Source organism: Spiroplasma endosymbiont of Tricholauxania praeusta, from assembly GCF_964019535.1.
In the GTDB taxonomy this organism is placed as follows: domain Bacteria; phylum Bacillota_I; class Bacilli_A; order Mycoplasmatales; family VBWQ01; genus Spiroplasma_E; species Spiroplasma_E ixodetis_A.
Window position 1 is genome coordinate 221,789 of record NZ_OZ026450.1, and the last position, 22,678, is coordinate 244,466.

The 22,678-nt window shown below is 23.2% G+C and carries 24 protein-coding genes and 1 tRNA gene; 18 read left to right on the forward strand and 7 right to left on the reverse strand.

Features of this window, described 5'->3' with window-relative positions; genetic code table 4:
• Positions 1–25 precede the first annotated feature (25 nt).
• The 5 genes from rplM (at position 26) to AACK96_RS01245 (ending at position 2,240) form a co-directional block, all read left to right on the forward strand.
• Positions 26–466, forward strand: a complete 441-nt coding sequence (rplM, locus tag AACK96_RS01225) for a 50S ribosomal protein L13 (RefSeq protein WP_252319876.1) — start codon at positions 26–28, stop codon at positions 464–466.
• A 6-nt stretch (positions 467–472) separates the two neighbouring features.
• Positions 473–880 carry a 30S ribosomal protein S9 gene (gene rpsI, locus AACK96_RS01230; protein ID WP_281748548.1) on the forward strand — a complete coding sequence of 136 codons (408 nt, stop codon included), beginning with the start codon at positions 473–475 and terminating at the stop codon, positions 878–880.
• Positions 881–1,141: 261 nt separating this feature from the next.
• On the forward strand, positions 1,142–1,273 hold the full coding sequence (locus tag AACK96_RS01235) for a hypothetical protein (RefSeq protein ID WP_338974605.1): 132 nt from the start codon (positions 1,142–1,144) through the stop codon (positions 1,271–1,273).
• A gap of 261 nt (positions 1,274–1,534) precedes the next feature.
• Complete coding sequence (locus AACK96_RS01240; protein ID WP_338974607.1) at positions 1,535–1,825, forward strand: hypothetical protein; 291 nt, start codon at positions 1,535–1,537, stop codon at positions 1,823–1,825.
• On the forward strand, positions 1,800–2,240 hold the full coding sequence (locus tag AACK96_RS01245; RefSeq protein WP_338974608.1) for a hypothetical protein: 441 nt from the start codon (positions 1,800–1,802) through the stop codon (positions 2,238–2,240). Before AACK96_RS01240 ends, AACK96_RS01245 begins: the two co-directional genes overlap by 26 nt.
• 743 nt (positions 2,241–2,983) lie before the next feature.
• Here AACK96_RS01245 and AACK96_RS01250 read toward each other — a convergent pair.
• On the reverse strand, positions 2,984–3,241 hold the full coding sequence (locus AACK96_RS01250; RefSeq protein WP_281748997.1) for a hypothetical protein: 258 nt from the start codon (positions 3,239–3,241) through the stop codon (positions 2,984–2,986).
• 123 nt (positions 3,242–3,364) lie between these two features.
• On the reverse strand, positions 3,365–3,526 hold the full coding sequence (locus AACK96_RS01255; RefSeq protein WP_252319474.1) for a hypothetical protein: 162 nt from the start codon (positions 3,524–3,526) through the stop codon (positions 3,365–3,367).
• 175 nt (positions 3,527–3,701) lie between these two features.
• Here AACK96_RS01255 and AACK96_RS01260 point away from each other — a divergent pair.
• From AACK96_RS01260 to AACK96_RS01285, 6 genes are all read left to right on the forward strand, one after another.
• Positions 3,702–3,778 (forward strand) — tRNA-Ile (locus AACK96_RS01260).
• 354 nt (positions 3,779–4,132) lie between these two features.
• Positions 4,133–4,492, forward strand: coding sequence for a helix-turn-helix domain-containing protein (locus AACK96_RS01265; protein WP_338973555.1), 360 nt, complete (start codon positions 4,133–4,135; stop codon positions 4,490–4,492).
• Positions 4,493–4,520: 28 nt separating this feature from the next.
• Positions 4,521–5,021 carry an IS630 family transposase gene (locus AACK96_RS01270; protein WP_338975131.1) on the forward strand — a complete coding sequence of 167 codons (501 nt, stop codon included), beginning with the start codon at positions 4,521–4,523 and terminating at the stop codon, positions 5,019–5,021.
• Positions 5,022–5,094: 73 nt separating this feature from the next.
• Positions 5,095–6,183, forward strand: coding sequence for an ABC transporter ATP-binding protein (locus AACK96_RS01275; protein ID WP_338974610.1), 1,089 nt, complete (start codon positions 5,095–5,097; stop codon positions 6,181–6,183).
• Positions 6,183–7,595, forward strand: a complete 1,413-nt coding sequence (locus tag AACK96_RS01280; RefSeq protein WP_338974612.1) for an ABC transporter permease — start codon at positions 6,183–6,185, stop codon at positions 7,593–7,595. Before AACK96_RS01275 ends, AACK96_RS01280 begins: the two co-directional genes overlap by 1 nt.
• A 133-nt stretch (positions 7,596–7,728) precedes the next feature.
• Complete coding sequence (locus tag AACK96_RS01285; protein ID WP_338974614.1) at positions 7,729–9,552, forward strand: MATE family efflux transporter; 1,824 nt, start codon at positions 7,729–7,731, stop codon at positions 9,550–9,552.
• A 72-nt stretch (positions 9,553–9,624) separates the two neighbouring features.
• Here AACK96_RS01285 and AACK96_RS01290 read toward each other — a convergent pair whose 3' ends face one another.
• On the reverse strand, positions 9,625–10,023 hold the full coding sequence (locus AACK96_RS01290; protein WP_338974616.1) for a hypothetical protein: 399 nt from the start codon (positions 10,021–10,023) through the stop codon (positions 9,625–9,627).
• A gap of 308 nt (positions 10,024–10,331) precedes the next feature.
• A complete protein-coding gene (locus tag AACK96_RS01295; RefSeq protein ID WP_281749002.1) occupies positions 10,332–10,532 on the reverse strand; it encodes a hypothetical protein in 201 nt (66 codons plus the stop codon).
• A gap of 320 nt (positions 10,533–10,852) precedes the next feature.
• Between AACK96_RS01295 and AACK96_RS01300 the strand changes: the two genes are divergently transcribed.
• Complete coding sequence (locus tag AACK96_RS01300; RefSeq protein WP_338974618.1) at positions 10,853–11,443, forward strand: hypothetical protein; 591 nt, start codon at positions 10,853–10,855, stop codon at positions 11,441–11,443.
• Positions 11,444–14,685: 3,242 nt separating this feature from the next.
• Positions 14,686–15,809, forward strand: a protein-coding gene (locus AACK96_RS01320; RefSeq protein ID WP_338973306.1) for an IS3 family transposase whose coding sequence is annotated in 2 segments (ribosomal slippage) — positions 14,686–14,929 and positions 14,929–15,809 — 1,125 coding nt in all. Because the reading frame shifts where the segments join, the coding sequence is not laid out codon by codon here.
• On the opposite strand, the gene AACK96_RS01325 is transcribed toward AACK96_RS01320, so the two are convergent.
• On the reverse strand, positions 15,759–16,166 hold the full coding sequence (locus AACK96_RS01325) for a hypothetical protein (protein ID WP_338974620.1): 408 nt from the start codon (positions 16,164–16,166) through the stop codon (positions 15,759–15,761). The genes AACK96_RS01320 and AACK96_RS01325 overlap by 51 nt on opposite strands.
• A 722-nt stretch (positions 16,167–16,888) precedes the next feature.
• Between AACK96_RS01325 and AACK96_RS01330 the strand changes: the two genes are divergently transcribed.
• Genes AACK96_RS01330 through AACK96_RS01340 form a run of 3 tightly spaced genes read left to right on the forward strand, consistent with a single transcriptional unit; the run spans position 16,889 to position 19,733 of the window.
• A complete protein-coding gene (locus AACK96_RS01330; RefSeq protein WP_174481144.1) occupies positions 16,889–17,182 on the forward strand; it encodes a hypothetical protein in 294 nt (97 codons plus the stop codon).
• 23 nt (positions 17,183–17,205) lie between these two features.
• Positions 17,206–18,864 carry a DAK2 domain-containing protein gene (locus AACK96_RS01335; protein WP_338974622.1) on the forward strand — a complete coding sequence of 553 codons (1,659 nt, stop codon included), beginning with the start codon at positions 17,206–17,208 and terminating at the stop codon, positions 18,862–18,864.
• Positions 18,865–18,917: 53 nt separating this feature from the next.
• On the forward strand, positions 18,918–19,733 hold the full coding sequence (locus AACK96_RS01340; protein ID WP_338974623.1) for a hypothetical protein: 816 nt from the start codon (positions 18,918–18,920) through the stop codon (positions 19,731–19,733).
• A 285-nt stretch (positions 19,734–20,018) separates the two neighbouring features.
• Here AACK96_RS01340 and AACK96_RS01345 read toward each other — a convergent pair whose 3' ends face one another.
• The gene (locus AACK96_RS01345) at positions 20,019–20,591 is read right to left on the reverse strand and encodes an IS630 family transposase (protein WP_338975134.1); all 573 of its coding nucleotides are present in this window, start codon (positions 20,589–20,591) and stop codon (positions 20,019–20,021) included.
• Positions 20,548–20,907 (reverse strand): helix-turn-helix domain-containing protein, encoded by a 360-nt coding sequence (locus tag AACK96_RS01350; protein WP_338973555.1) that lies wholly within the window; start codon positions 20,905–20,907, stop codon positions 20,548–20,550. The genes AACK96_RS01345 and AACK96_RS01350 overlap by 44 nt, the downstream gene beginning before the upstream one ends.
• A 233-nt stretch (positions 20,908–21,140) precedes the next feature.
• Here AACK96_RS01350 and AACK96_RS01355 point away from each other — a divergent pair, with 233 nt between their 5' ends.
• Both AACK96_RS01355 and argF read left to right on the forward strand, forming a co-directional pair.
• Entirely contained in the window at positions 21,141–21,419 is a 279-nt protein-coding gene (locus tag AACK96_RS01355; protein WP_338974625.1) for a hypothetical protein, read from the forward strand.
• Positions 21,420–21,571: 152 nt separating this feature from the next.
• Positions 21,572–22,576 (forward strand): ornithine carbamoyltransferase, encoded by a 1,005-nt coding sequence (gene argF, locus AACK96_RS01360; protein WP_338974627.1) that lies wholly within the window; start codon positions 21,572–21,574, stop codon positions 22,574–22,576.
• Positions 22,577–22,678 lie beyond the last annotated feature (102 nt).

The following is a 22,678-nucleotide window of genomic DNA, read 5'->3' on the forward strand; positions in this document are numbered from 1 at the left end:
AAAATTACACTGTAAGGAGAAAAAAATGCGTCAAACAACAATGAATTTCAGTAACATTGAAAAAAAGTGATATGTTATTGATGCCAGTGGTTTAATTTTAGGACGTCTTGCAACTAAAGTTGCAATGATATTGCGTGGTAAAAATAAACCTTCATTTACACCACATTTAGATTGTGGAGATTATATCATTATTATTAATGCAAACAAAATTAAATTAACAGGTAATAAATTACAAGATAAGAAGTATTATAACCATTCACAATATCCTGGTGGATTACGTGTACGTAATGCACAAAGTATGATTGCTAAAGATGCTTCTGAATTAGTAGAGATAGCGATTAAAGGTATGCTACCAAATACTACCTTAGGTCGTAAGCAATTTACACATCTTCATGTTTATAACCATGATCAACATCAACATCAAGCCCAAAACCCCGAAGTTTTAATATTAGGCCAAGAGGAGTAGACTTTTATGACAACATCTAATAAACCCGTAACTTATTCAAGTTCAGGCGGACGTAAAACGTCAACTGCCCGTGTTCATTTAAAAAATACTGGTCAATCAAAAATATTAATTAATGGTTTTGAGCCTTTAAAATATTTAGAACAAGAAATCTTAGTTCAAGATATGTTATTACCTTTAAAAGTAACTAATACGTTAGAAAACTTTGAAATTAATATCAAAGTTGAAGGTGGCGGAAGAACTGGTCAAGCTGGTGCAGCACGTTTAGCTTTATCTAATGTTTTAGTTAAGGTGTCAGAAGATTATCGAACATTATTAAGACAATTTGGATTATTAACTCGTGATGCACGTAAGAAAGAACGTAAAAAATATGGTTTAAAAGCAGCCAGAAAAGCACCACAATTTTCAAAACGTTAATATAATAAAAAAAGAGTCTGAGACTCTTTTTTTATTATTTTTATAGTATTACTAGAATTTTATATATTATTTTTGCTTATAATTTATTTTTTTTATTTAAATAACTTTCTTTTTTTTAATTTGTATTTCTTTAGATAAATTGGAGGTGTTTTTATTATAAACACTATATATGTGTAAAATAAGTATATCAATAATTTGTTTTAAGAATAATGTAAAATTAATTTACAAAAATTTAATAAAATTAAGGAGAGATTTTAATTTATGCCAAAAGAAATTAGAAGAAAAAGAAAAGTTATTGTAGGAATGGTTGGTGGGACAGTTTTGGCTGGTGGATTAATCGGGGGTATTATAGCAATTTCTGAAATATTAGTTCAAAATGAGGGGGTATATTAAGAAAAATTAAATATTTTTAATTGACCTGAATCTTATGGTGCAATATCAACTTTATTAAATATAAAAAATGATTTATATGTCGGAACTAGTAATGGTGTATATAAAATTAAAGATAATGCAAGTAATACAAAAGATAAAATAATAACACCAATTACTGGTATTAATGGTTATATTTCTAGTTTAGTTGTTACTAATGATGGAACTGTTTATGTAGCAACTTTTGCTAATGGACTTTTTAGATATTCTCCTGAACAAAATATTTTGACACAAATATCAGAAATAACAGGAGAAGTTTATAGTTTAGTAGTTATGTGCAATAATGTATATGTTGGAACAAGAACTTCTGATTGTTATGGTAAGTTATTTATGATTGAATCTAATAGAAAAGTATCAGAAATTAAGGATTGATTTGAAACATATGGTGAAGTTAGAAGTTTAGCGGTTATTGATAATGATTTGTATATTGGTACTAAAACTGGTACATATACTGGAAATTTATTAATATTTAAACCTAATGGAATATTAGTTGTTAAAAAAATGAAATCAAAATAATGGTGAAGTTTGGAGTTTAATAGTTTTTGGTAATAATTTATATATTGGAAGTAGAAATCAACTATATGAAAGTAGAGTATTTAAACTTTCTCTTAAAGGAGAAAAAATAACAGAAACTATTGGTTGAAAAAATAATAAAAATTATGGTGAGATTTGAAGTTTAGCTGTTGTTAATAATGATTTATATGTTGGAAGTAGAGTTCAAGTTATTGATAATAAATTTTTTAAAGGTGGATTATATAAGTCATCTGATGGTGGTATTACTTTTACTGAAGTATTTGGTTGAAATAAAGATTATGGTGTTGTAGTGAGTTTATTACCTGTAGATAATAATTTATATATTGGAAGCAAAAATTATAATGATAAAACTAATCAAAATTATCAAGGGAAGTTATTTTTTAAAAGAATAAAATAAAATTATTAAAAAAATAAAAAACATTATAATAAAAATATTATAATGTTTATAGAATATTTAGTTAAAACAAACCTTAGCAAAATTAAGTTTCATTTTTAAAATATTAATAAGATAAAGTATATTAATAAAAATTAATGAACATAGTAATTATTAATTATTTCACAATTTTCGATTGCATCTCAAAAATTATTATTTTTTTCTCTTATTTTAAAAACAAAAATAATTACTATGAATAGAAATACTGTATATAGTAAGATTGGAGTGATAATTATACAAAAAATAACTCCAATTTGTAATTGAATTCAAGGATAGTAATTATCAGGAAAATGACTTAAATTACAGAAAGAACTTGCTGAAGTGCTAATAGTATAACTTAAACCAAAATTTTTTAACATTGTATATCCATCTTTAAAATTTGAATGGCATTGTTCATTATTATTGAATTTAAAATAAAAGTTACTAAATCAAATTAAGTATAGACCAGTAATTATAATTAAAACCGTGATTGCAAATAATATTATAGTTGTTAACTGTAATATTTTAACTTTTTTCATTTTGATACCTCTTTAAATATAAAAAAAACATTTTTAGATAATAAAAATAATAAGTTAAAAACTATATTATTTTATGTAAAAATGATAACAAATTTATATTGTTTTTACAATTATTGATTGTATAAGCAAAGTTTTAATTAATTATATAAATGAATAATATTAAGAAAATATTCAAATATTTTCTTAATATTATTTTGATTTATTAATTTGATTCAATATTCTACTTGCATCTAAATTAAATGGTATTACAATAATTTCATAGTGAATAATTTCGCGATTAGGGTATCCAAATTTTGTTACTATTTCTTTAAAACTTAGATGAAATAGTGTTGCTAATTCTAATGTTTCAAATGCTTTATATTTTATGTCATCACTTTGATTTGTTTTATATTTTAATAAATAAATTTCTTTGAGTTTTATTTTCATTTCATTTTTATTGCCATTCATTTTTTTACCTCTCAAACTTATATAATTTAACAAGTAAATTATATATAAATTATATCATTTTACTTAATTCATATTTAGTATTTTTTATTAAAAAATTTTAATAAATATACAATAAAAATATGATTATGAAAACGTAGGTGATTTTGCAATAATATCATCATTAATTTTTTCTATATTCTCATTCTCATTTATATCTTTTATATCATCATCATTTAGTGTTGCTTCTTTTCCTAAATTTTGATTTCATTTTTCAATTTTTAAGATATGTATTTTAATCTTTGTCATTCTCAATCCCCTCTTAATAAAAAACCTTGTATGAATAAATTATACAAAAATTTTTTTTACTTTTAAAAATATAAATTTTTATTATAAGAATATTAAATAAAAATTAAATAAAATATTGTTATTATATATTGCAATCGTGCTTGAACAAATATATAATATCTCTGTTGCTCTTTTTGGGACTATAGCTCAGCTGGTTAGAGCGCACGCTTGATAAGCGTGAGGTCGATGGTTCAAGTCCATTTAGTCCCACCATTATATGTGAAATTATGAAATAAACAGTTTTGTTTATTTTTTTTATTATTTAAATCAAATTGAAATTATAATAAAGATATAAATCAATTGATTTATTAAGAATATAAAAAGTTATATTAAAAACCTATCATTAATCAGATATTTTAATTAGTGATAGGTTTTTAGTAATTGTTATTCTTTTTTAGTATTTTTTATATTATTAATTTTTTTATTTTTGAATTATAAATTAATATATAGCTAACGAAAGTAATGTTTACTCATAAATAATGTAAAATAATAATATGTAATTTAAACAATTCTTGCACTTACAAGTATAATTCAGCAATAATTAAAATAGATTAGGAAGATTAAATTATGCCAAAACCATACAGTGAGGACTTACGAAGAAAAGTAATAGAAGTTTATGAAAGTAAAAACATGAAAATTAAAGAAATTTGTAAAGTGTTCAATATCACTAGAAAGACTTTATTTTTATGAAGAAAAAGAAAGCAAAAAACCGGAAATATAAAACCAATTTTGAATTATCAAAAAGGACATAGCCACAAAATAAAGGATTTAGATGAATTAAAAAATTATTTAGCAGAAAATAAAGATGTTACAGTTCAAAAAGTAATTGAAAAATTTGGTGATATGACAAAAGAAACAGTTTATAACTATTTCAAAAAACTAAATTATACATATAAAAAAAACTTTTCTATATGAACAAAGAGATAAAAATAAACAAGAAGATTTTTTAAAAGAAATAGCGAAAATAATGAATGAAGATTTGGTATATATTGATGAATCTGGAATTGATGATAATGAATTTTATAAATATGGTTGGTCTGAAAAAGGTAAAAGATTATTTGATAATAAACCTGCATATAAAATAAAGAGAATGAGTATAATTGGTGCACTAAATAAAGGTAAATTAAAAGCTCTATGAGCATTTGAAGGACATTGCAATAGTAAAATTTTTGAATCATATGTTAAAAATATACTAATTCCAGTATTAAAGTGTGGACAAATTATAGTTTTAGATAATGCGACGTTTCATAAATCTAAAGCAACAAAACAATTAATTGAAAATGTTGGATGCAAACTATTATTTCTTCCACCATATTCTCCTAATTTAAATCCAATTGAACATTTTTGATTTGCTATAAAACATAATATAAGAAAAATATTACCAAATTATTGACCAAATATTAAAAACGCGATTGATTTTGTTTTTCAAGATATGAGTAAACATTACTTTCGTTAGCTATATAATATATCAGTATTAAGCATATTAATCATATAGTAATTATTATATTTAAGTAGTTAGGAGAATGAGTATGAAAAAACAAGAAATATTAAAACCAGTTATTAATAGTTCTTTAGTTGAAGATGATGTTAATGCTAAATCAAAAGAAAAACATAAATTTCTAAATTTTATTAAATCATATTTTAAAAACTGACGTAATCATTATAACCGTAATGTAATAGTTAATCCTGAAGATGCTCAATATGCAATTTTAATTCGTGATTTTACTAAACAGTTTAAAAAATTTAAAGCTGTTGATAATGCTATTATTAAAGTTAAAAAAGGTACTATTCATGGTTTTATTGGTCCAAATGGATCAGGCAAAACCACTACTATTAAATGTTTAATTAGCGCTATGGTTGAAACACACGGTGATTTAATTATTCATGGTAAGCGTTCATGAACAGTTGAAGCAAAAAAACAAGTTGGTTATATTCCAGAAGCTGCAAGATTTCCTAAACGAATTACTGCTTATGATTATTTAATTTCAATGGGACAAATTAGCGGTTTGAAATATAAAGTTGCTAAGGAAAAGACAGAAATGATTTTAAAGGAATTAGATTTATGAAAGTTTAAAAAACGTAACCCTAATGCTTATTCTTCGGGTATGAAGAAAAAGGTGTTATTAGCACAATCACTATTAAATAATCCAGATGTCTTAATTTTAGATGAACCAGCCGCTAATCTTGATCCAACAGCGAGAACAGAATTGTTTAATGATTTAAGAAAACTTCGTGAGCAAGGTAAAACTGTTTTTATTTCATCACATATTTTATCTGAATTACAAAATTTAGCTGATGAAGTTACTGTTTTAAATTATAGTAAAGTTGTTTATACAGGATTGGTTAATAAAACTGATTCATTATATGAAATAAGTTCTAATAATGATAATAATAAATTAATGAAGTTATTAATAGATAAAAAATTTTCAGTAGATGTTAATGAAAATCGTTTATTGGTAAATATTAAAACTGAGGCACAAGTTGCAGAAGTATTAGCAATTGCTTTAAATGCTAATATTATCATTACTTATTTAAAACCATATACTGTTGATTTACAAACAATGTATGAACGAATTGTTATGGAAGCCAATGATAAAAATAAGAAGGAAGAAAAATAATGCCAATATTTCGTTATACTTTTAAAAAGATGATTGCTACTCCTTCAACTTGAATTATTTTTATTATAACTTTAATTTTTCTTGCTTTATCTTGGTCTTTAATTTCGTTATTTGTGGGTTCTGAAGCAATAAAACAATTAACTTATGATCAAGCATTAAATTTTTATGTACCACAATGAAAAGTATTATCATTCTCGGTACTTTTATCAATTATGATTTTTGTATTTATTTCAGTTAAAGCAACACAAGTTTTTTGTGATGAAATTGATGATGGTACTTTATTGATTTTAGTATCAAAACCAGTTAGTAGAACTAGAATTTGGACTGAAAAGTTATTATCTTTACAAGTGGTAATTATTTTATATTTATTTTTATCTATTTTTATTGCTAGTTTTGTCATTACTATTCCTGGCATTGGTAGTTCAACTATTTATAGTGCGGTATTTCCTTATTTATGAATTTTATTTGGTATTGCTATTATTTTTGATTTAATTATTTCTTCAATTGCTATTTTATTTTCATTAATTTTAAATGCTAAAGCTTTAGTTGCAATTATGATTGGAATGGCTGCTTTATTGAATATTTTTGCGACATTAATTAATGGTTTAGTAACATTTGATCCTACATATTATGTTGTTTCACAGTCATTAGCAGTTTATAATAATGTAAAAGCTAAATTAGATAAAACTGATATTGATTGAATTAATGATGTATATAGAAAAGACCCAACAACTACTATTGAATCTATTAAAAAGGCTATGTCTAGTATTTACGATACATATATTAAAGAAGTTAAGTATCCAAATAATTATGATTATCAAAAAGAACAAACAATAGTATTAGCAATTAAGAATGGTAGTACTATTACTCCACCAACTACTGATGCTCCTAAAGACTTAGTTACTCATATTTACAATATTAGTAATGCTTTTCGTCAATGAAAAGAACAAAGTTTTGAAGAATTAATGACAGGTAAAAAAGTTGGACTTGATAACCTTGGTCCCAAAAGATCAAATGGTGTTGGTAGCAATGATGTTGATTATTCAGTAAATCTTATGATTACAGGTTTAAATACATCTCTTTCTCAATCACAATATGATGCTCTTAATACTAAGACATCACAAGTTAAAGCAATGCGTTATTTAAATATTTTTTATCAATTAAAATATATTTGAGATGGAATATCGACTAAACAAGGTTCAATCTTTTCTTATCCAGGGGAGTATGCTATGACAGCAGATCCTTATTTAGTTAGTTTTAATAAAGTTAACACAAATTATCAAGTTGATACCAATAAAGCAACTAATAGTAAAATTCTTAATTTTCCAGTTTTATTGACTGTCTATGTTTTGATTGGTATTGGTTTATTTTGTTCTTCATGATTAGTATTTAATCGTAGAGATTTTACTTAGTAGTTTAGTATCTTTTATAAAAAATCAACATCAAAGATGTTGATTTTTTATATATTAAATTTCAAACCTCATTATTTAAATGATGTAAAATTATTATTATAATATAGAGCAAATTAATGATAAGGGTGAAATTATGAAAATTAGTGGATTTAAAATTAATAATAGAGCAAATCCACATAAAATTAGTAATTTTTTTGCTACTAAAAAATGATATTTATTAGCATTAATGATTATTATTCCAGCAGTATTGCAACAAATATTATCACCATCAATGAATTTACTAGATAATATTATGGTTGGAGAATTAAAGGATAGTTTTATTAGTGATTTAAAGCCAATGAATAATCATATTAGGGATATTTTTACTTCATTAGGACTTTGAGATAATTGAAGTTGATGAAAAGATAATGGTTTAGAACATTTTTATCATTTGCAATATTCAGCAGGACAAATTGCTGTTTCCGGAGTTACTGCTTCTAATCAAATTTTTGTTATTATTTATGCCGTTATGGGAGGTTTTATCAACGGTGTTAGTATTTTTGGTGCTCAATTTTATGGAGCTGGAAGATATGGTTCTTTAAGACAAACAGTAAGAATGAGAATTATTTTTGGATTTTTAATTGGAGTAATAGTTATTATTTTATCTTATACAGTAGGCGAATATTTAATTTCTTATACTACTAGTCCTAGTAGTGCATTGGATAAATTTAATCAATTATGTGCTGCTAAAGGATTAACTCTTAATGATATTAATGAGTTAAAGGACATTTTAAATTATAATCATCCTTTTAGTGAAAATTCACTTATTGATTTTATGAATATTCATAATATTGATAAAAATGATCCCCAATTTGTACAAATTATTTTACGTTATTATGAATTTCATTCAGCATCTTTAGCAACAGCACAAGGTATTGATTATAATCAATGAATTGTTTTTTCTTATCCATTGTTAGGAATAAACTTTGCTTTTGTTTCAGTATTTCGCGAAACAAAACGTGGTTATATTCCATTAATATTAACTTTTGTTTCAGTATTTATTAACTTTTTATTAAATTTATTATTAATTAATGGTATTGGTGCAGTTACAGGAATTGGAGCACGAGGTTCAGCAGTTGCTACTTTAACAGCGAGAATTGCTCAGTTGGCATTAATTAGTGGTTTTATTATATGAAAGAAATATGAATTTCAACCAAAAGTTTTGAAAATGTTTAAGATTAGGGGTGATTTATTTAAAAAAATTATAATTAAAACATGGCCATTAATGTTAAATGATTTATTATTTGCAGTTGCTACGACAATGATTATTAGATTAATTTCGCAATGAAGCTTTGAAGCATTAAGTGGTTCGGCAATTGCTTCCACGATTAATACCATGTTCTATACTTTATATATTGGATTTGGTATTGCTTCTTCGATGTTAATTGCCAATCGTTTAGGTGCCGATGATTTGATTGGTGCTAAATATAATGCTAAACATTTAATTAGGTTAGGCTTTTTTGTATCATTATTTTTTGCTGGCTTATTAGTTTTATCTTCATTTTTTTTACCACAATTATTATTTAATGCAACAACAGAAGCCTTACGAATTTCTAGTTGAATGATGCGTGTTGATGCTATAGTTTTTAGTGCTTATACTATTTTGTATACTTGTATTTATGCATTTCGTTCTGGTGGCTTAGCAATTACTGTTTTACTTGTTGATAGTTGTTTTACTTGGTGTTTTTCAATATTAATTTTATTTATTGAGGTACATTATAGTCCTTTAGATATTGTTTATATTTATGCTATTATGCGTTCTTGTGATGTTCTTAAGATGATTATTTCTTTATTTATTTATCATCGTGGTAAATGAGTAAGAAATTTAGCAAGTAGTATGAATAAAGTATATCCAGAATCTCCACCAGTAATTGATATACCAAAAGCAAAAGATAAAGTTGATATTGCTAATTTCTAAAGATTGAAAATTTCTTTAATATATAATTTAAATAAACGCCTTTTATGGCGTTTATTTAAATATGTTTAATTTTTAAAATTTTACTATTCTTGAATTACTTGGCTTTATTCTTTGCTTATAATTTTTTGTTGGAATATCATTTTCATATTTACGTAGTGTTTGTTCTCAAGGGATGTCCTTTTCTTTTTGTTTATTAATGGGGTTAGATATTTGTAGTTTTGGTTGCATTTTTAGAGGTACTGAAATATCTGAATTTAAAGAATCTGTTGATGTGGATTTTGAATTAAAACCTTCATCACTACTGTTAGATAATAATTGATTTTCCAAATCACAAATTTTTTCACTAAGTTGAAATATTTCTGATTCAAATTGTTCAACCATTTGTTCATTGACTTCGACAATTGTTTCTTTTTCTTGCTGTTCTTTTTGATTTAATAAATCAATTAATAAATTATTGTTATTATTTAACAAATTATTTTTATCTTCTAATAATTTGTTTTCATGTTCAGTTATTTGATTAATATTAGTTATTAAATTTGCATATTCTGTTTGTTTTTCAATATAATTTGAATTTAAAATATTAATTTTTTGTTGATTATTTAATTTTGTTTTTTTAAATAATTCACAATTTATTTCTTCTGTTTCAATTAAATTATTAATACTTTTATTTTTATTTATTTTTCCAAATGAAAAAAGATTAATAAAAAAATTTTTAATTTTGTTAATTTTTTGTTCCTTTAATTTATAGATTTGAATATTAAATTGAAATACTTTATCTTCTATTTCTTTATTTTGTTTAATTCAAAATTGAATAGTTTTTTGATAATTATTAATTTTTTTTCAATTTTCTCACTTTTTTCAATAAGTTTTATTTTTTCTGCTTTTAAATTTAGTAGTTGTTTTTTAATTTTTTCTATAGTTTCATAATTTATTAAATAAGTTTTGTTAGTAAATAATTGCTCTTTTTTAATTGTTTTCATTTTGTCCCCCTTTTAAAATAAAAACCTATTTGTTAAAAAATAAAACAATAGGTCAAAAACTATATTTTAGTTTACAAGTATTATATCTAATATTTTTTTATAAACGAAAAATTACTTTATTTTTAATATTTATTATAATAAATTATTTTAGTAATAAAATGAAATATTAAATTTTATTAAAATCAATATTTGTGATATTATTATTAATAATTTAATATATGTTCATTACTAATATAAGTATTTTTTATTTATATTAGTTTTTTATTAAATTATATTAATCAGAAGGATATTTTTCATAGATTAGAAAGAGAGAAATAAAAATGGATATTAGTAAATCTTCATTTGCTTCTTCAATGCAAGATGAAAATAATTATGTAGTGGAAATTGTTAAACCTTCACTATCAAGAAAAAAAAGTTTTCGAAAAAAAATTAAAAAAAATTTTGTAAAAAATTTACCTATAATAGCTGCCGGTACTGCTACAGTAGTAACATTAGCGGCTGGTGGAATTGATGGCTTTCAATGTTCTGATTTAGGAATAGCAGCTAGTGCAGGCACATCTGGTGCTATGATGGGTGCAGTTATTAAAGCTACGATTAAACAAAATAAACAAGAGAAAGTAGAACTAGAAGATGAGAATAATGAAAAATCAAGTATTCTTCAGAGAAAATTAGAAGAATTACAATTAGAAACAGTAAGAGCAAAAATTGTTAAAAAACAATTAGAAAGAACTAAAGTTGAACTTGAATTAGTTAAAGTAAGAGAAGAATTAGCAAAACTTAATAACATAACTAGTTTAAATATTACTTCATCACCGATCCCTCAAGAATTTAATTTAACAAAAGTAGTAAATGTAGAAACAAGTAATAATTGTTCATTATCAATTCATAAAAAAATAAGTACATATATATAAAAATGTAAATAAACAATTGAAAAGGATAAAAGATATGGAAACGCAATTACAAAATTTAAATAATTGTAATAATGAAACTGTTGTTATTGCAAAAAAAACTTTAGATAAAGAAAATAAAAAATTTTATTGAAAAACTGGTATTCAAGCTGTTATAAGTACTGCTGCTATTACTGGCTTGTTTGTAAGTGGTGTTGGGTTAGTACCAATATCTATTTTTTCTGGAAGTGTAATAATTGGTAATACACTTTCAATTTGAGCAGAAAGAAAAAGAAGAAAAAATATCAAAAAATTTTTTCAAGAATGAAATAAAAAATTAAATAAGGAATTAGAAATTAGTAAAATAAGATCAGAAATACAAAAAGAAAGATTAGAAGCAGAAAGATTAGAAGCAGAAAATTTAATTAAGCAAGAAGAACTTGAACAATTAAAGTTAGAAATAAATGAAAAAGAATTAATTATTTTAACTAAACAAATAGAATATAAAAAAATAGAATTAGAAAAAAGGAAGATAGAAGCAGAAAATTTGATTAGGGAAAAAGAACTTGAACAATTAAGTCTAGAAAGAAGTAGGGTACAAAAAGATATTTTAACTAAGCAGTTAGACCTTGCAAAATTAGAAATGACTACCACGTTAGAAGCAGATAAAAGATTAGTACAATCTCAATTAAATAGTACATTAAAAGTAGAAAGTTTATTTGATATTTTAGAAAAAAATAGATTAGCAAAAAAAGAGAGTAGAAGGAAATTTTTTGAAGATGAATCATTAGATGAAAGATTAAATATTGAAGAAATTAATAAATCAGAATCACAAAATCAACAATTTTTAACAAAAAATTATTCGCAAGAACATTGCAAATTTAAAGTTTATTAAAAATATTATGATACATTTTTATTAAGTTAAATCTAAATTTTAATTTTCAAGAAGTATTTTTATAAAGGTTATATTTTCATTTATATTTCATAATTGTCGTTAAACATGTTAATCATCATTTATGATAGAATTTAATATATGAGATTTTAGAGTTGTGAGGTTTTAGTATGGAAGTGTCAGCAGAGAATTATAGAAACATTAATTCTCATAATCGTTGAGGAATTATTGTTAGTTCGGGGTTAATGGCAATAACTTTGATTATAAGTTGAGTATTATGACTTATACTTTATCGTACTAATGTTAACGAAATTTTAACAATTTTAACTGAAGTAATTAATAGTAAAGGCATTACATTTACTCTTACTTTTCAGATTTTAACAATTTTTACTTTAATTTTTTCGGTTATTACTCTAGTGTTTATTACAATTCCATTTATTTTTTTAAATAAATATGGAGTAATAACTTTAGTATGAGCATTAATAGTAGTAGTAATTTCGCTTGTCTTACTTATTGGTTCAGGATTATTAATAAGTTATGGTTATAAAAAAATTTATAGTTATGTTATGGACAAAAAAATTATTAATGTTTTATTTTTTATTTTGCCTTGAGGCTTTGCATTAATTTGTAGTTTCTTTTTAGTACTTTTTTCTTTATGATTAATAATGGCTAATCTAAGAAATAAATCAAAAAAAGCATTATCATTGAGAAATAATAATGCTTTATCAGCAAGAGAAATATCCGCGAGTGTTGAACAAAATTCTCTTTTTGGTGAACAAACTATTGGACCATCATTTACAGATCGATTTTTTAATGAACATGATAAATCAACACAAGGTATAAATATAGTTATTAATAATACTGGTGGAGGTGCACTTCCACAATCAAAATTACTTGATAATCAAGTAACTAGTAATCCAAATCCTGTTCAAACTAATAACAGTAGTAATAACAGTAGTAATGTTGTTAATAGTGAAGTAACTTGAACACCACAACAAATTGAAGAAGTATGAAATAAAGGAGAAATTATTGATGATTATAATCCACAGTTATATCGAAAAGACTATGCGGGTGCGCTAATGTTTAAAAATAACTTTATTAGTAATGTTAAACTTAATGATGATCCTAAAAGTTATAATTGAACTATTATACATCAACGACCTTTATTTCATGGAGGCACTTCTGATATTAGTAATTTACAACCAATGAATAATACTAATGCTATTACTAAAGGTAATAATTATCCACGTTGAAAAACAGCTATTACTTTTAATGGAAAACAAAATTTTTTAAAACAAAAATCATGAAAAGATAAAAAATAGAGTATTAATCATTAATTTAACTGAAGATGATATTAAGCATATTATAAATATAATTGGTATTTTGCTTAGTTGTTAATAATTTAAATTTAATTACACTATTATCTTTTAAAATTTATTTGTTTATGGGAAAATGTATATAATAGTTAAAAGATAGGAGCAATTAATCATGCAATTTATTGTCCATGGAAAAAATATTAATATTACTTATGAAATTAAAAATGCTGTTGATAAAAATTTTAATTATTTACAAGAAAAGTATTCTAAATATATTAAAAAAGATATGATTGCTAAAGTTGGTATTCAAAGAAATAGTAATCATACATATAATATTTCCGTTCATATTCAGTTATTAAATAATAATTTTTTACAGTGTTTAGTAGAAAATCACGATCTTTATGTTGGCATTAATAAAACATTGGTTCCGTTGGAAAAACAATTAAGTCGTTTAAAAACGGTTGCTGATAAAACTGGTGCTGAAAGCGTTGGTCAATTTATAACTAAAGAAATTCTTGATGATAATAGTGAAGTTATTATTGACGTAACAGAAAATAAAGATTAAAGAAAACGTTTATGAAAGTATACAATTATTAGCATTAGTTTTTTTATTTAAATATGATGCATCATATTTTTCATTTTCAGCATCTTGTGCTTTTTTTGTAAATTTTCTTCTGGTGTTATTTTTAAATTTCGCTTATAAATATTTGTATCCATTTTGTTTATTATTAAAATGGCATATTCAAGACTTTTTTTTATTTCTTTAATTAATTGTATATTTAAATTATCTTGATAGTTTTTTGTTGAAATATGTTTCTTTTTTTTGTTATCTCTAATTCTAAAATGTTTGATATAGTTATAGTAATAAAAAATATAATAGAGATTTTTAAAAGTATTAATAATTTTTTTTGTATATTTTTCAATAAAAAAATCACTAATATCACTATTAGTTGCGTTATCTTTTATACAAATTTTATAAAAAATGGATGGGTTACACTTTATTGGACACTAATTACGTAGACAAGTTCACAAATTAGTTAAAAGAAAGGAAAATAATTATGGCCAATATTAACTCATATTCAGATGAATTTAAAAAACAAATAGTAGCTTTATATCAAAGTGGCAAGTCAGTATCTTGTCTTGTTAAAGAATATAACGTTACAAGAGCGGCTACTTATAAATGAATTAAGCAATTTACTAATTCAGGCAGTTTTAAAACCAAAGATAATCTTTCTGATTTAGAAAAACAATTAATTCAAGCAAATAAAGAATTAAAACAATTACGAATGGAAAATGATATTTTAAAGCAAGCAGCACTAATAATAGGCAGAAAATAGAAATTATTGCAAATAATAAATCTAAATATAAAATTCGCACAATGTGTCGTTTTTTAAAACTCTCTAAATCAACATATTATTTTAATTTAAAGAAAAAAAATAAAAATCAAAATAATATTTATGATGAAGCTGTTATTAGTGCTTTTAAAGAAAATAAAGAAGTTTATGGTACTAGAAGATTAAAAGTCATACTAGCAAACCAAGAAATTTATTTATCACGCAGAAAAATTAAACAAATTATGAATAAGCATAATTTAATATCAAAATACACTAAATTATCATTCAAAAATCATCATAATAAAGTCAATGATAGTCAAATTACCAATCTTGTTAATAGAAACTTTAATAATAAAATTAAAAATGAAGTTATTGTTAGTGATTTAACTTATGTTCAAGTTAATGGTAAGTGAAACTATATTTGCTTATTAATAGACCTATTTAACCGCGAAATTATTGGACATAGTGTAGGTACTAAAAAAGATGCATCATTAGTATATCAAGCATTTATGCACTCAAATCGCTGTTTAAAAGATATTGAAATATTTCATAGCGATCGCGGTAACGAATTTAATAATAAAACTATTGATAAACTTTTATTAGCATTCAACATAACTCGATCTTTAAGCAAAAAAGGCTGTCCTTATGACAATGCTGTTGCTGAAGCAACTTTTAAAACTTTCAAAACTGAATTTATTAATGATAAAAATTTTACATCATTAATCAAATTAAAATTAGAATTATTTGATTATATCAATTGATACAACAACATAAGAATTCACAGCACCTTAAACTACCTAACTCCAGTTAATTATCAAAAACAAGTGTCTACCAAAAAACAGTCCTAAAAAGGGTTGCCATTCCAAAATTATAGTTAAAGTAGTTGTATTATTAAATACTTCACTTACTTCTTTTTCAATTTCTTTTGTTAATTTTTTATTTATTGTTATTAGTGGAATTTTAATTTTATGATGTATATCATAAAATTCTTTTATTAATGTTTCTAAATCCATATTTTTTGTTTTATTAAATTCATTAGCAATTTTTTCATTAGTCAAAAATGTAATAAATTTTTGATCTAGAAACCCATTGACTGTTGTATAAAAATATATTATTTTTTCTATTAAAGTTTTGAATATATATTCACAAAAAACTTTAGCATATTCAGTGGGATCTGGTAAATAATTAGTAGATATTTTTAACATATTTATTGTTCCTTTCAAAATTATTAAATTTTATGTATATAAAATTTCAATATTTATTATAGTTAACACTTTTGAATGTTAACAATTCAATATTATTTTATATAATATAAAATTACAATGGTTAATAAGTAGTTGAACGTTAAATTTAGTTATTAAGAAGTTAATATATTTTCATTATCATTAAATTAATTTTTATTTTAAAAAATGATAATCTTTTTATATAAAATAGGAGGTAATTTATTGAAATATGTAATTATTATTATGAAAATTGTATTTGCAATTTTTGCAAAAAATAAGATTACGATTAAAAACGCAAAAATGCCTAAAATTTATATAGTAAATTTTTGAAGTATAGTTTAATTATTAATTATACTTTTGGTTAGATAGTATTTTATATATTTTAAATTTTATTATTTTCTATTATATAATGTTTAAGTATAAAAATAAGACAGTTAAGAATAAGTAATTATTTAATTATTATTGTATTAATATTAATTTTTAAAATTATAGATAGTATTTTATATTTAATAATTAGGTAGTTTAGTTTTTCTTAATTATGTTTTTATATAGAAAAAACCATTATCAATATATAATATCTTTATCTTTAAGATTATTATTGTCTTGATATATTATATTAGGTATAATGTAAGAGACTATAAAAATTATAAGAGATTTTATTTTATATAAATTTAATTTATTATTAATATAATAGGGGTGATTATGTGGAAAAAGATAAAGATATTATGAACATTATTAAAAAAGCATTATCAGAAAGTATTTTATCTGTACCAGGTGTTGCCAATATTTATGAAAAAGATAATAATTATGGAATTAAAGTTAACAAGTCTGATTTAGGTTGAATTATTGATATTAATATAGTTTGTTTTTTTAATAATAATATTTGAAATATTATGAATCAAACTCAGAAAAATTTAAAATATATTGTTGAAAAGATTATTAAACATCAAGACTATATAGTACTTAACATTTTTGTTCATGATTTAATTGAAGAATAAAAGAAAATATAAGGTGAAATTAAATGAAAAAAATTGATATTAAAACCTTAAAAGTTATGCTTATTAGCGGTGCTAATAATCTTTATAATCATCATTTTGAAGTTGATAAATTAAATGTTTTCCCCGTACCTGATGGTGATACTGGAACAAATATGAATTTAACAATGATGAATGGTATAAAAGAATTAAATGGCAAAGAATATGATAGTTTAAAAACATTTGCTACTACTTTTTCTCGTGGTTTAATGATGGGTGCGCGTGGTAATTCTGGAGTTATTTTATCTCAAATTTTTCGTGGTTTTTTTCAAACTATAAAAACAAAAGATTTAAAAAATGATTTCATTAGTAATGAGGATTTATTAAAATCTTGAAAAAGTGCACAAGATTATGCATATCGTGCAGTTATGAAACCAGTAGAAGGTACTATTCTTACTATTATTAAAGATGGTGCTAGTTATATTAATGAATTAGAAATAACAGGCAAAGATTCGCTTTATATTTTTGAAAAATTACTAGAAGGAATGAATGAATCGTTAAAAAGAACACCTGATTTATTGCCAATTTTAAAAAAAGTAGGAGTTGTTGATTCGGGTGGTGCTGGTTTAGTTTATATTGTTGAAGGTATGGTGTATGGTTTAAAGCATGGTAAAGCTATTTCACCAAAGAAAAAATTAGAACAACAAGATACAGCAAAATTAGAAATGGTTTTAAATCAAGAAAACTTTGGTTATTGTTCAGAAGTTATTGTAAAACTAAATAAAGTTAGTAAGTTAGATTTTAATTTAAGCAAAACACGAACTGATTTAGAAACAATGGATGGTCAATCAATAGTTTTAGTAGATGATGAAGATTTAATTAAAGTTCATGTTCATACTTTAAAACCGGGTCAAATTTTAAATTATTTTCAGAAATTTGGTGAAATTTTAAAAGTAAAAATTGAAAATATGACGGAACAGGCAAAAGCACATACACAAACTATTAAACCAATTCGTAAATTAAATAATAAATTTGCTTTAATTGCTGCTGTTCCTGGTAGAGGAATTGAAACCTTTTTTAGAGATGAATTAAAGGTTAATAATATTATTATGTATTCAAAAAGAATTAATCCATCAACAGATGACTTTTTAAAGGCAATTGAAATTGTCGATGCAAAAAATGTTTTTATTTTACCAAATTATAGTAATTTATTTTTAGCAGCAGAACAAGCAAGAAAATTAGAAAAAAAATCAAAAGTTTTTGTATTACCTGCTAAAAATATTGCTCAAGGTATGCGTGCTGCTTTAAATTTTAATCCTGAATTAAGTGTAAAAGAAAATAATAAAAATATGTGAAGTGAAATTAAATATGCTGCTTTTGGTTATATAACAGTTGCTGATCGTGATGTTGAAATAGATGGTATTAAAATTGGAAAAAAACACTTTTTTTGTGCTGTTAGTTTTCGTAATAAAGATGGTAAAGAAAAAATTATTGCTTCAAATGAAAATTTATTTAATGTAATTAAAGTATTGTTTACTAAATTAATTTGAGATGGTGCAGAAATAATTACTATTTTTAAAGGTAAAGGTTATTCAAAAGATCAAATTAATTTTATGAAAAAAATTTTAGATGAAGATTATGATATTGAATATGAAATTGTTGATGGTGATCAAGAAGTTTATAACTTTCTTTTCGTGGTGGAATAATACTATGTTATAATATTGTAGACTCTATTCAAATAGTTAGAAAGGAGAAGATTATGACTAATTTATTATTATCCTCAGTTAATCCAAATGATCCAAAGACTTGATCAACTAGTTTAATTGTTTTAGCAAGCTTAGTGGCTATTGTTGGTATAATTTTGTTTGTTGTTACTATGATTTGATTTTTCACTTGAATTAAGTATTCTTGATTCCATCGTGAAAATAGTGCTAATTTAACTGGTGGCGAGTTATCTCAAAAATATTTAAAAACATACGGTATTAATGCAAAAAGAATAAAATTTAAGGGATTTGGTAATATTAATAGTATTACTGTTGAACCTAGGTTTTTTTATTTAAGGCCATATTTATTTAATAATGGTAATTTTACTTTAAGATTATTACCATGAACTTATCACCGTCGTTCTATTTATACTTTAGCAATGGCAATGGAAAGTACTTGGGCAGTAAGTAGTTCAAATAGTAGTCGTTTTAATACTTTTTGATGAGATTTTTCTCGTAAAATAACATTATTTTTTGTTTTAATTCCTTTTGCACTTGCTATTCTATTTGCTCTTTCACCTGCTAATTCTTGAATTACTTTATCAGCAGCGAGCGCCAATATACTTTCAATTGTTTTATCAATTTTAGGTAGTATTTTATTAATTCTTTTTTCTTCAATGCAAATGATTTTTTATGCTAAATCAAGAAAAGAAATTTGTCAAAATCTTGTTGATATTTTAAATGAAAAAGAAATACGTGCTATTAGTTGAATTTTCCAAATTAAGTTTATTTATTACTTGATTCGTATGATTTATGAAATATTACAACTTATTTTACGTATTGTGATGTATACACAGCAAAATGAGAAATAATAAAAATTTGTACCTATAATTTAGGTACAAATTTTAAATTTAAAATTATATTAAGTTTTATTGATAAAACATTATTTTCAAAACTTTTATAAAATATTCTATTTTAGTAAGTTTTAAAGTTTTGTTTTTTTAATTTTACATTTAATTACTAAACCAATATTTTTCATTTTCATTTATTATTGTATATTTAAAATTTTATTTTGATAGTTTTAAATTTTAAATATACAATAAAATACACTTATTAATTTAATATATATATATATATATATATATATATATATATAGCTAACGAAAGTAATGTTTACTCATATCTTGAAAAACAAAATCAATCGCGTTTTTAATATTTGGTCAATAATTTGGTAATATTTTTCTTATATTATGTTTTATAGCAAATCAAAAATGTTCAATTGGATTTAAATTAGGAGAATATGGTGGAAGAAATAATAGTTTGCATCCAACATTTTCAATTAATTGTTTTGTTGCTTTAGATTTATGAAACGTCGCATTATCTAAAACTATAATTTGTCCACACTTTAATACTGGAATTAGTATATTTTTAACATATGATTCAAAAATTTTACTATTGCAATGTCCTTCAAATGCTCATAGAGCTTTTAATTTACCTTTATTTAGTGCACCAATTATACTCATTCTCTTTATTTTATATGCAGGTTTATTATCAAATAATCTTTTACCTTTTTCAGACCAACCATATTTATAAAATTCATTATCATCAATTCCAGATTCATCAATATATACCAAATCTTCATTCATTATTTTCGCTATTTCTTTTAAAAAATCTTCTTGTTTATTTTTATCTCTTTGTTCATATAGAAAAGTTTTTTTTATATGTATAATTTAGTTTTTTGAAATAGTTATAAACTGTTTCTTTTGTCATATCACCAAATTTTTCAATTACTTTTTGAACTGTAACATCTTTATTTTCTGCTAAATAATTTTTTAATTCATCTAAATCCTTTATTTTGTGGCTATGTCCTTTTTGATAATTCAAAATTGGTTTTATATTTCCGGTTTTTTGCTTTCTTTTTCTTCATAAAAATAAAGTCTTTCTAGTGATATTGAACACTTTACAAATTTCTTTAATTTTCATGTTTTTACTTTCATAAACTTCTATTACTTTTCTTCGTAAGTCCTCACTGTATGGTTTTGGCATAATTTAATCTTCCTAATCTATTTTAATTATTGCTGAATTATACTTGTAAGTGCAAGAATTGTTTAAATTACATATTATTATTTTACATTATTTATGAGTAAACATTACTTTCGTTAGCTATATATATATTCATTAGTAATTTTTTGTATATGTATTGCAAAAATATAAAAAAAGGTTTTAAATGTTAACTATGAGAGAGAAAAAAGAATATTTTAAGTTAAGGAGAATACTGAATGCAAAGTAAGTCTGCTATTAATATATATTCAAAAATTAATAAATTAAAAATAGTTTTATTACTTGCTAAAATTTTTATCAGAAATGGTATTGGAGTATTTTATATTAAAAAGTTTGTTGTAATGAGTATTATCCAAGATAAAAAAATATGTTCTTACTTAATCAATCAAATTTTGAAAGAATGGAATTCTAAAAAAGAATATATTATTTCACTAGAAAAATATTTAAAACAACTTTCAGTTCAACAATTTATTAACAAAATAATTACTTGCTGTTAATAAATTTGAGTTAAAAATTAAATATAATAATACATATCCATGTTTATGAAATTACTAATTCTGAATTGTCATGTGGCCAGAGTGTTGCCCATATTGTATATCAATGTTAAATTAAATAAAGATATTAGGAACTGAAAGGAAGAAAACATATCATGGCTATTAATTTAAAAGGCAGAAATTTTATTTGTTTATTAGATTTTACTTCAGAAGAAATTTATTACTTATTAGAATTAGCTGCTACTTTAAAAATTGCAAAACAAAAAGGAATAGAAAAACAGCCGTTAAAAGGCTATAGTGTTGCTTTATTATATCGAAAAGATTCATTACGAACAAGAAGCGCGTTTGAAGTTGCTGCTTGTGATTTAGGAATGCATTCAACATATTTTGATCCAACTAGTAGTAAATTAGGAATTAAAGAATCAATTGTTGATACCGCTAAATTTCTTGGTAGAATTTATAATGGTATTCAATTTCGTGGATATAAACAAACTGATGTTGAAGAATTAGCTGAAAATGCCGGTGTTCCAATATGAAATGGCTTAACTGATTTATATCATCCAACACAAATGCTAGCCGATATTATGACAATTCAAGAGTGTAAAAAAAATAAAGATGTTAAAGGTATTAAATTTGTTTATTTTGGAGATGCTCGTTTTAATATGGCTAATAGTTATATGATTATTAGTGCAAAATTAGGAATGAATTTAGTAATCTGTGCTAATAAAAATTTATGACCATATCCTCAACTATTAAAACAATGTCAAGAAATTGCTCAAGAAACGGGTGGCTCTATTATTTTAACAGAAGATTATAAAACAGCAAGTAAAGATGCTGACGTAGTTGCTACTGATGTTTGAACATCTGTATCTGAAGATAAAGTTTTATTAAAACAACGAATTAAAGAATTAATGCCATATCAAGTTAATAATGAAAAAATGAAAATTGCAAAATCAGATGTTATATTTTTACATTCTTTACCAAGTTTTCATGATGGTAATACACAAATTACTCAAGATATTGTTAAACAATATGGTGGAACAGGTGAATTAGAAGTTACTGATGAAGTATTTCGATCTTCTGCATCAAAGGTATTTCAACAATCAGAAAATTGTTTACATACTATTAAAGCTGTAATGTTAGCAACTTTGAAAGGATAATATATGAGATTATATTAAAAATGAAAAGAAGTTTTAATTATTTTATTATTTAATAAACTTATTTCCATTAATTAGTTTTTATTATTTTTATTTTAGAATATT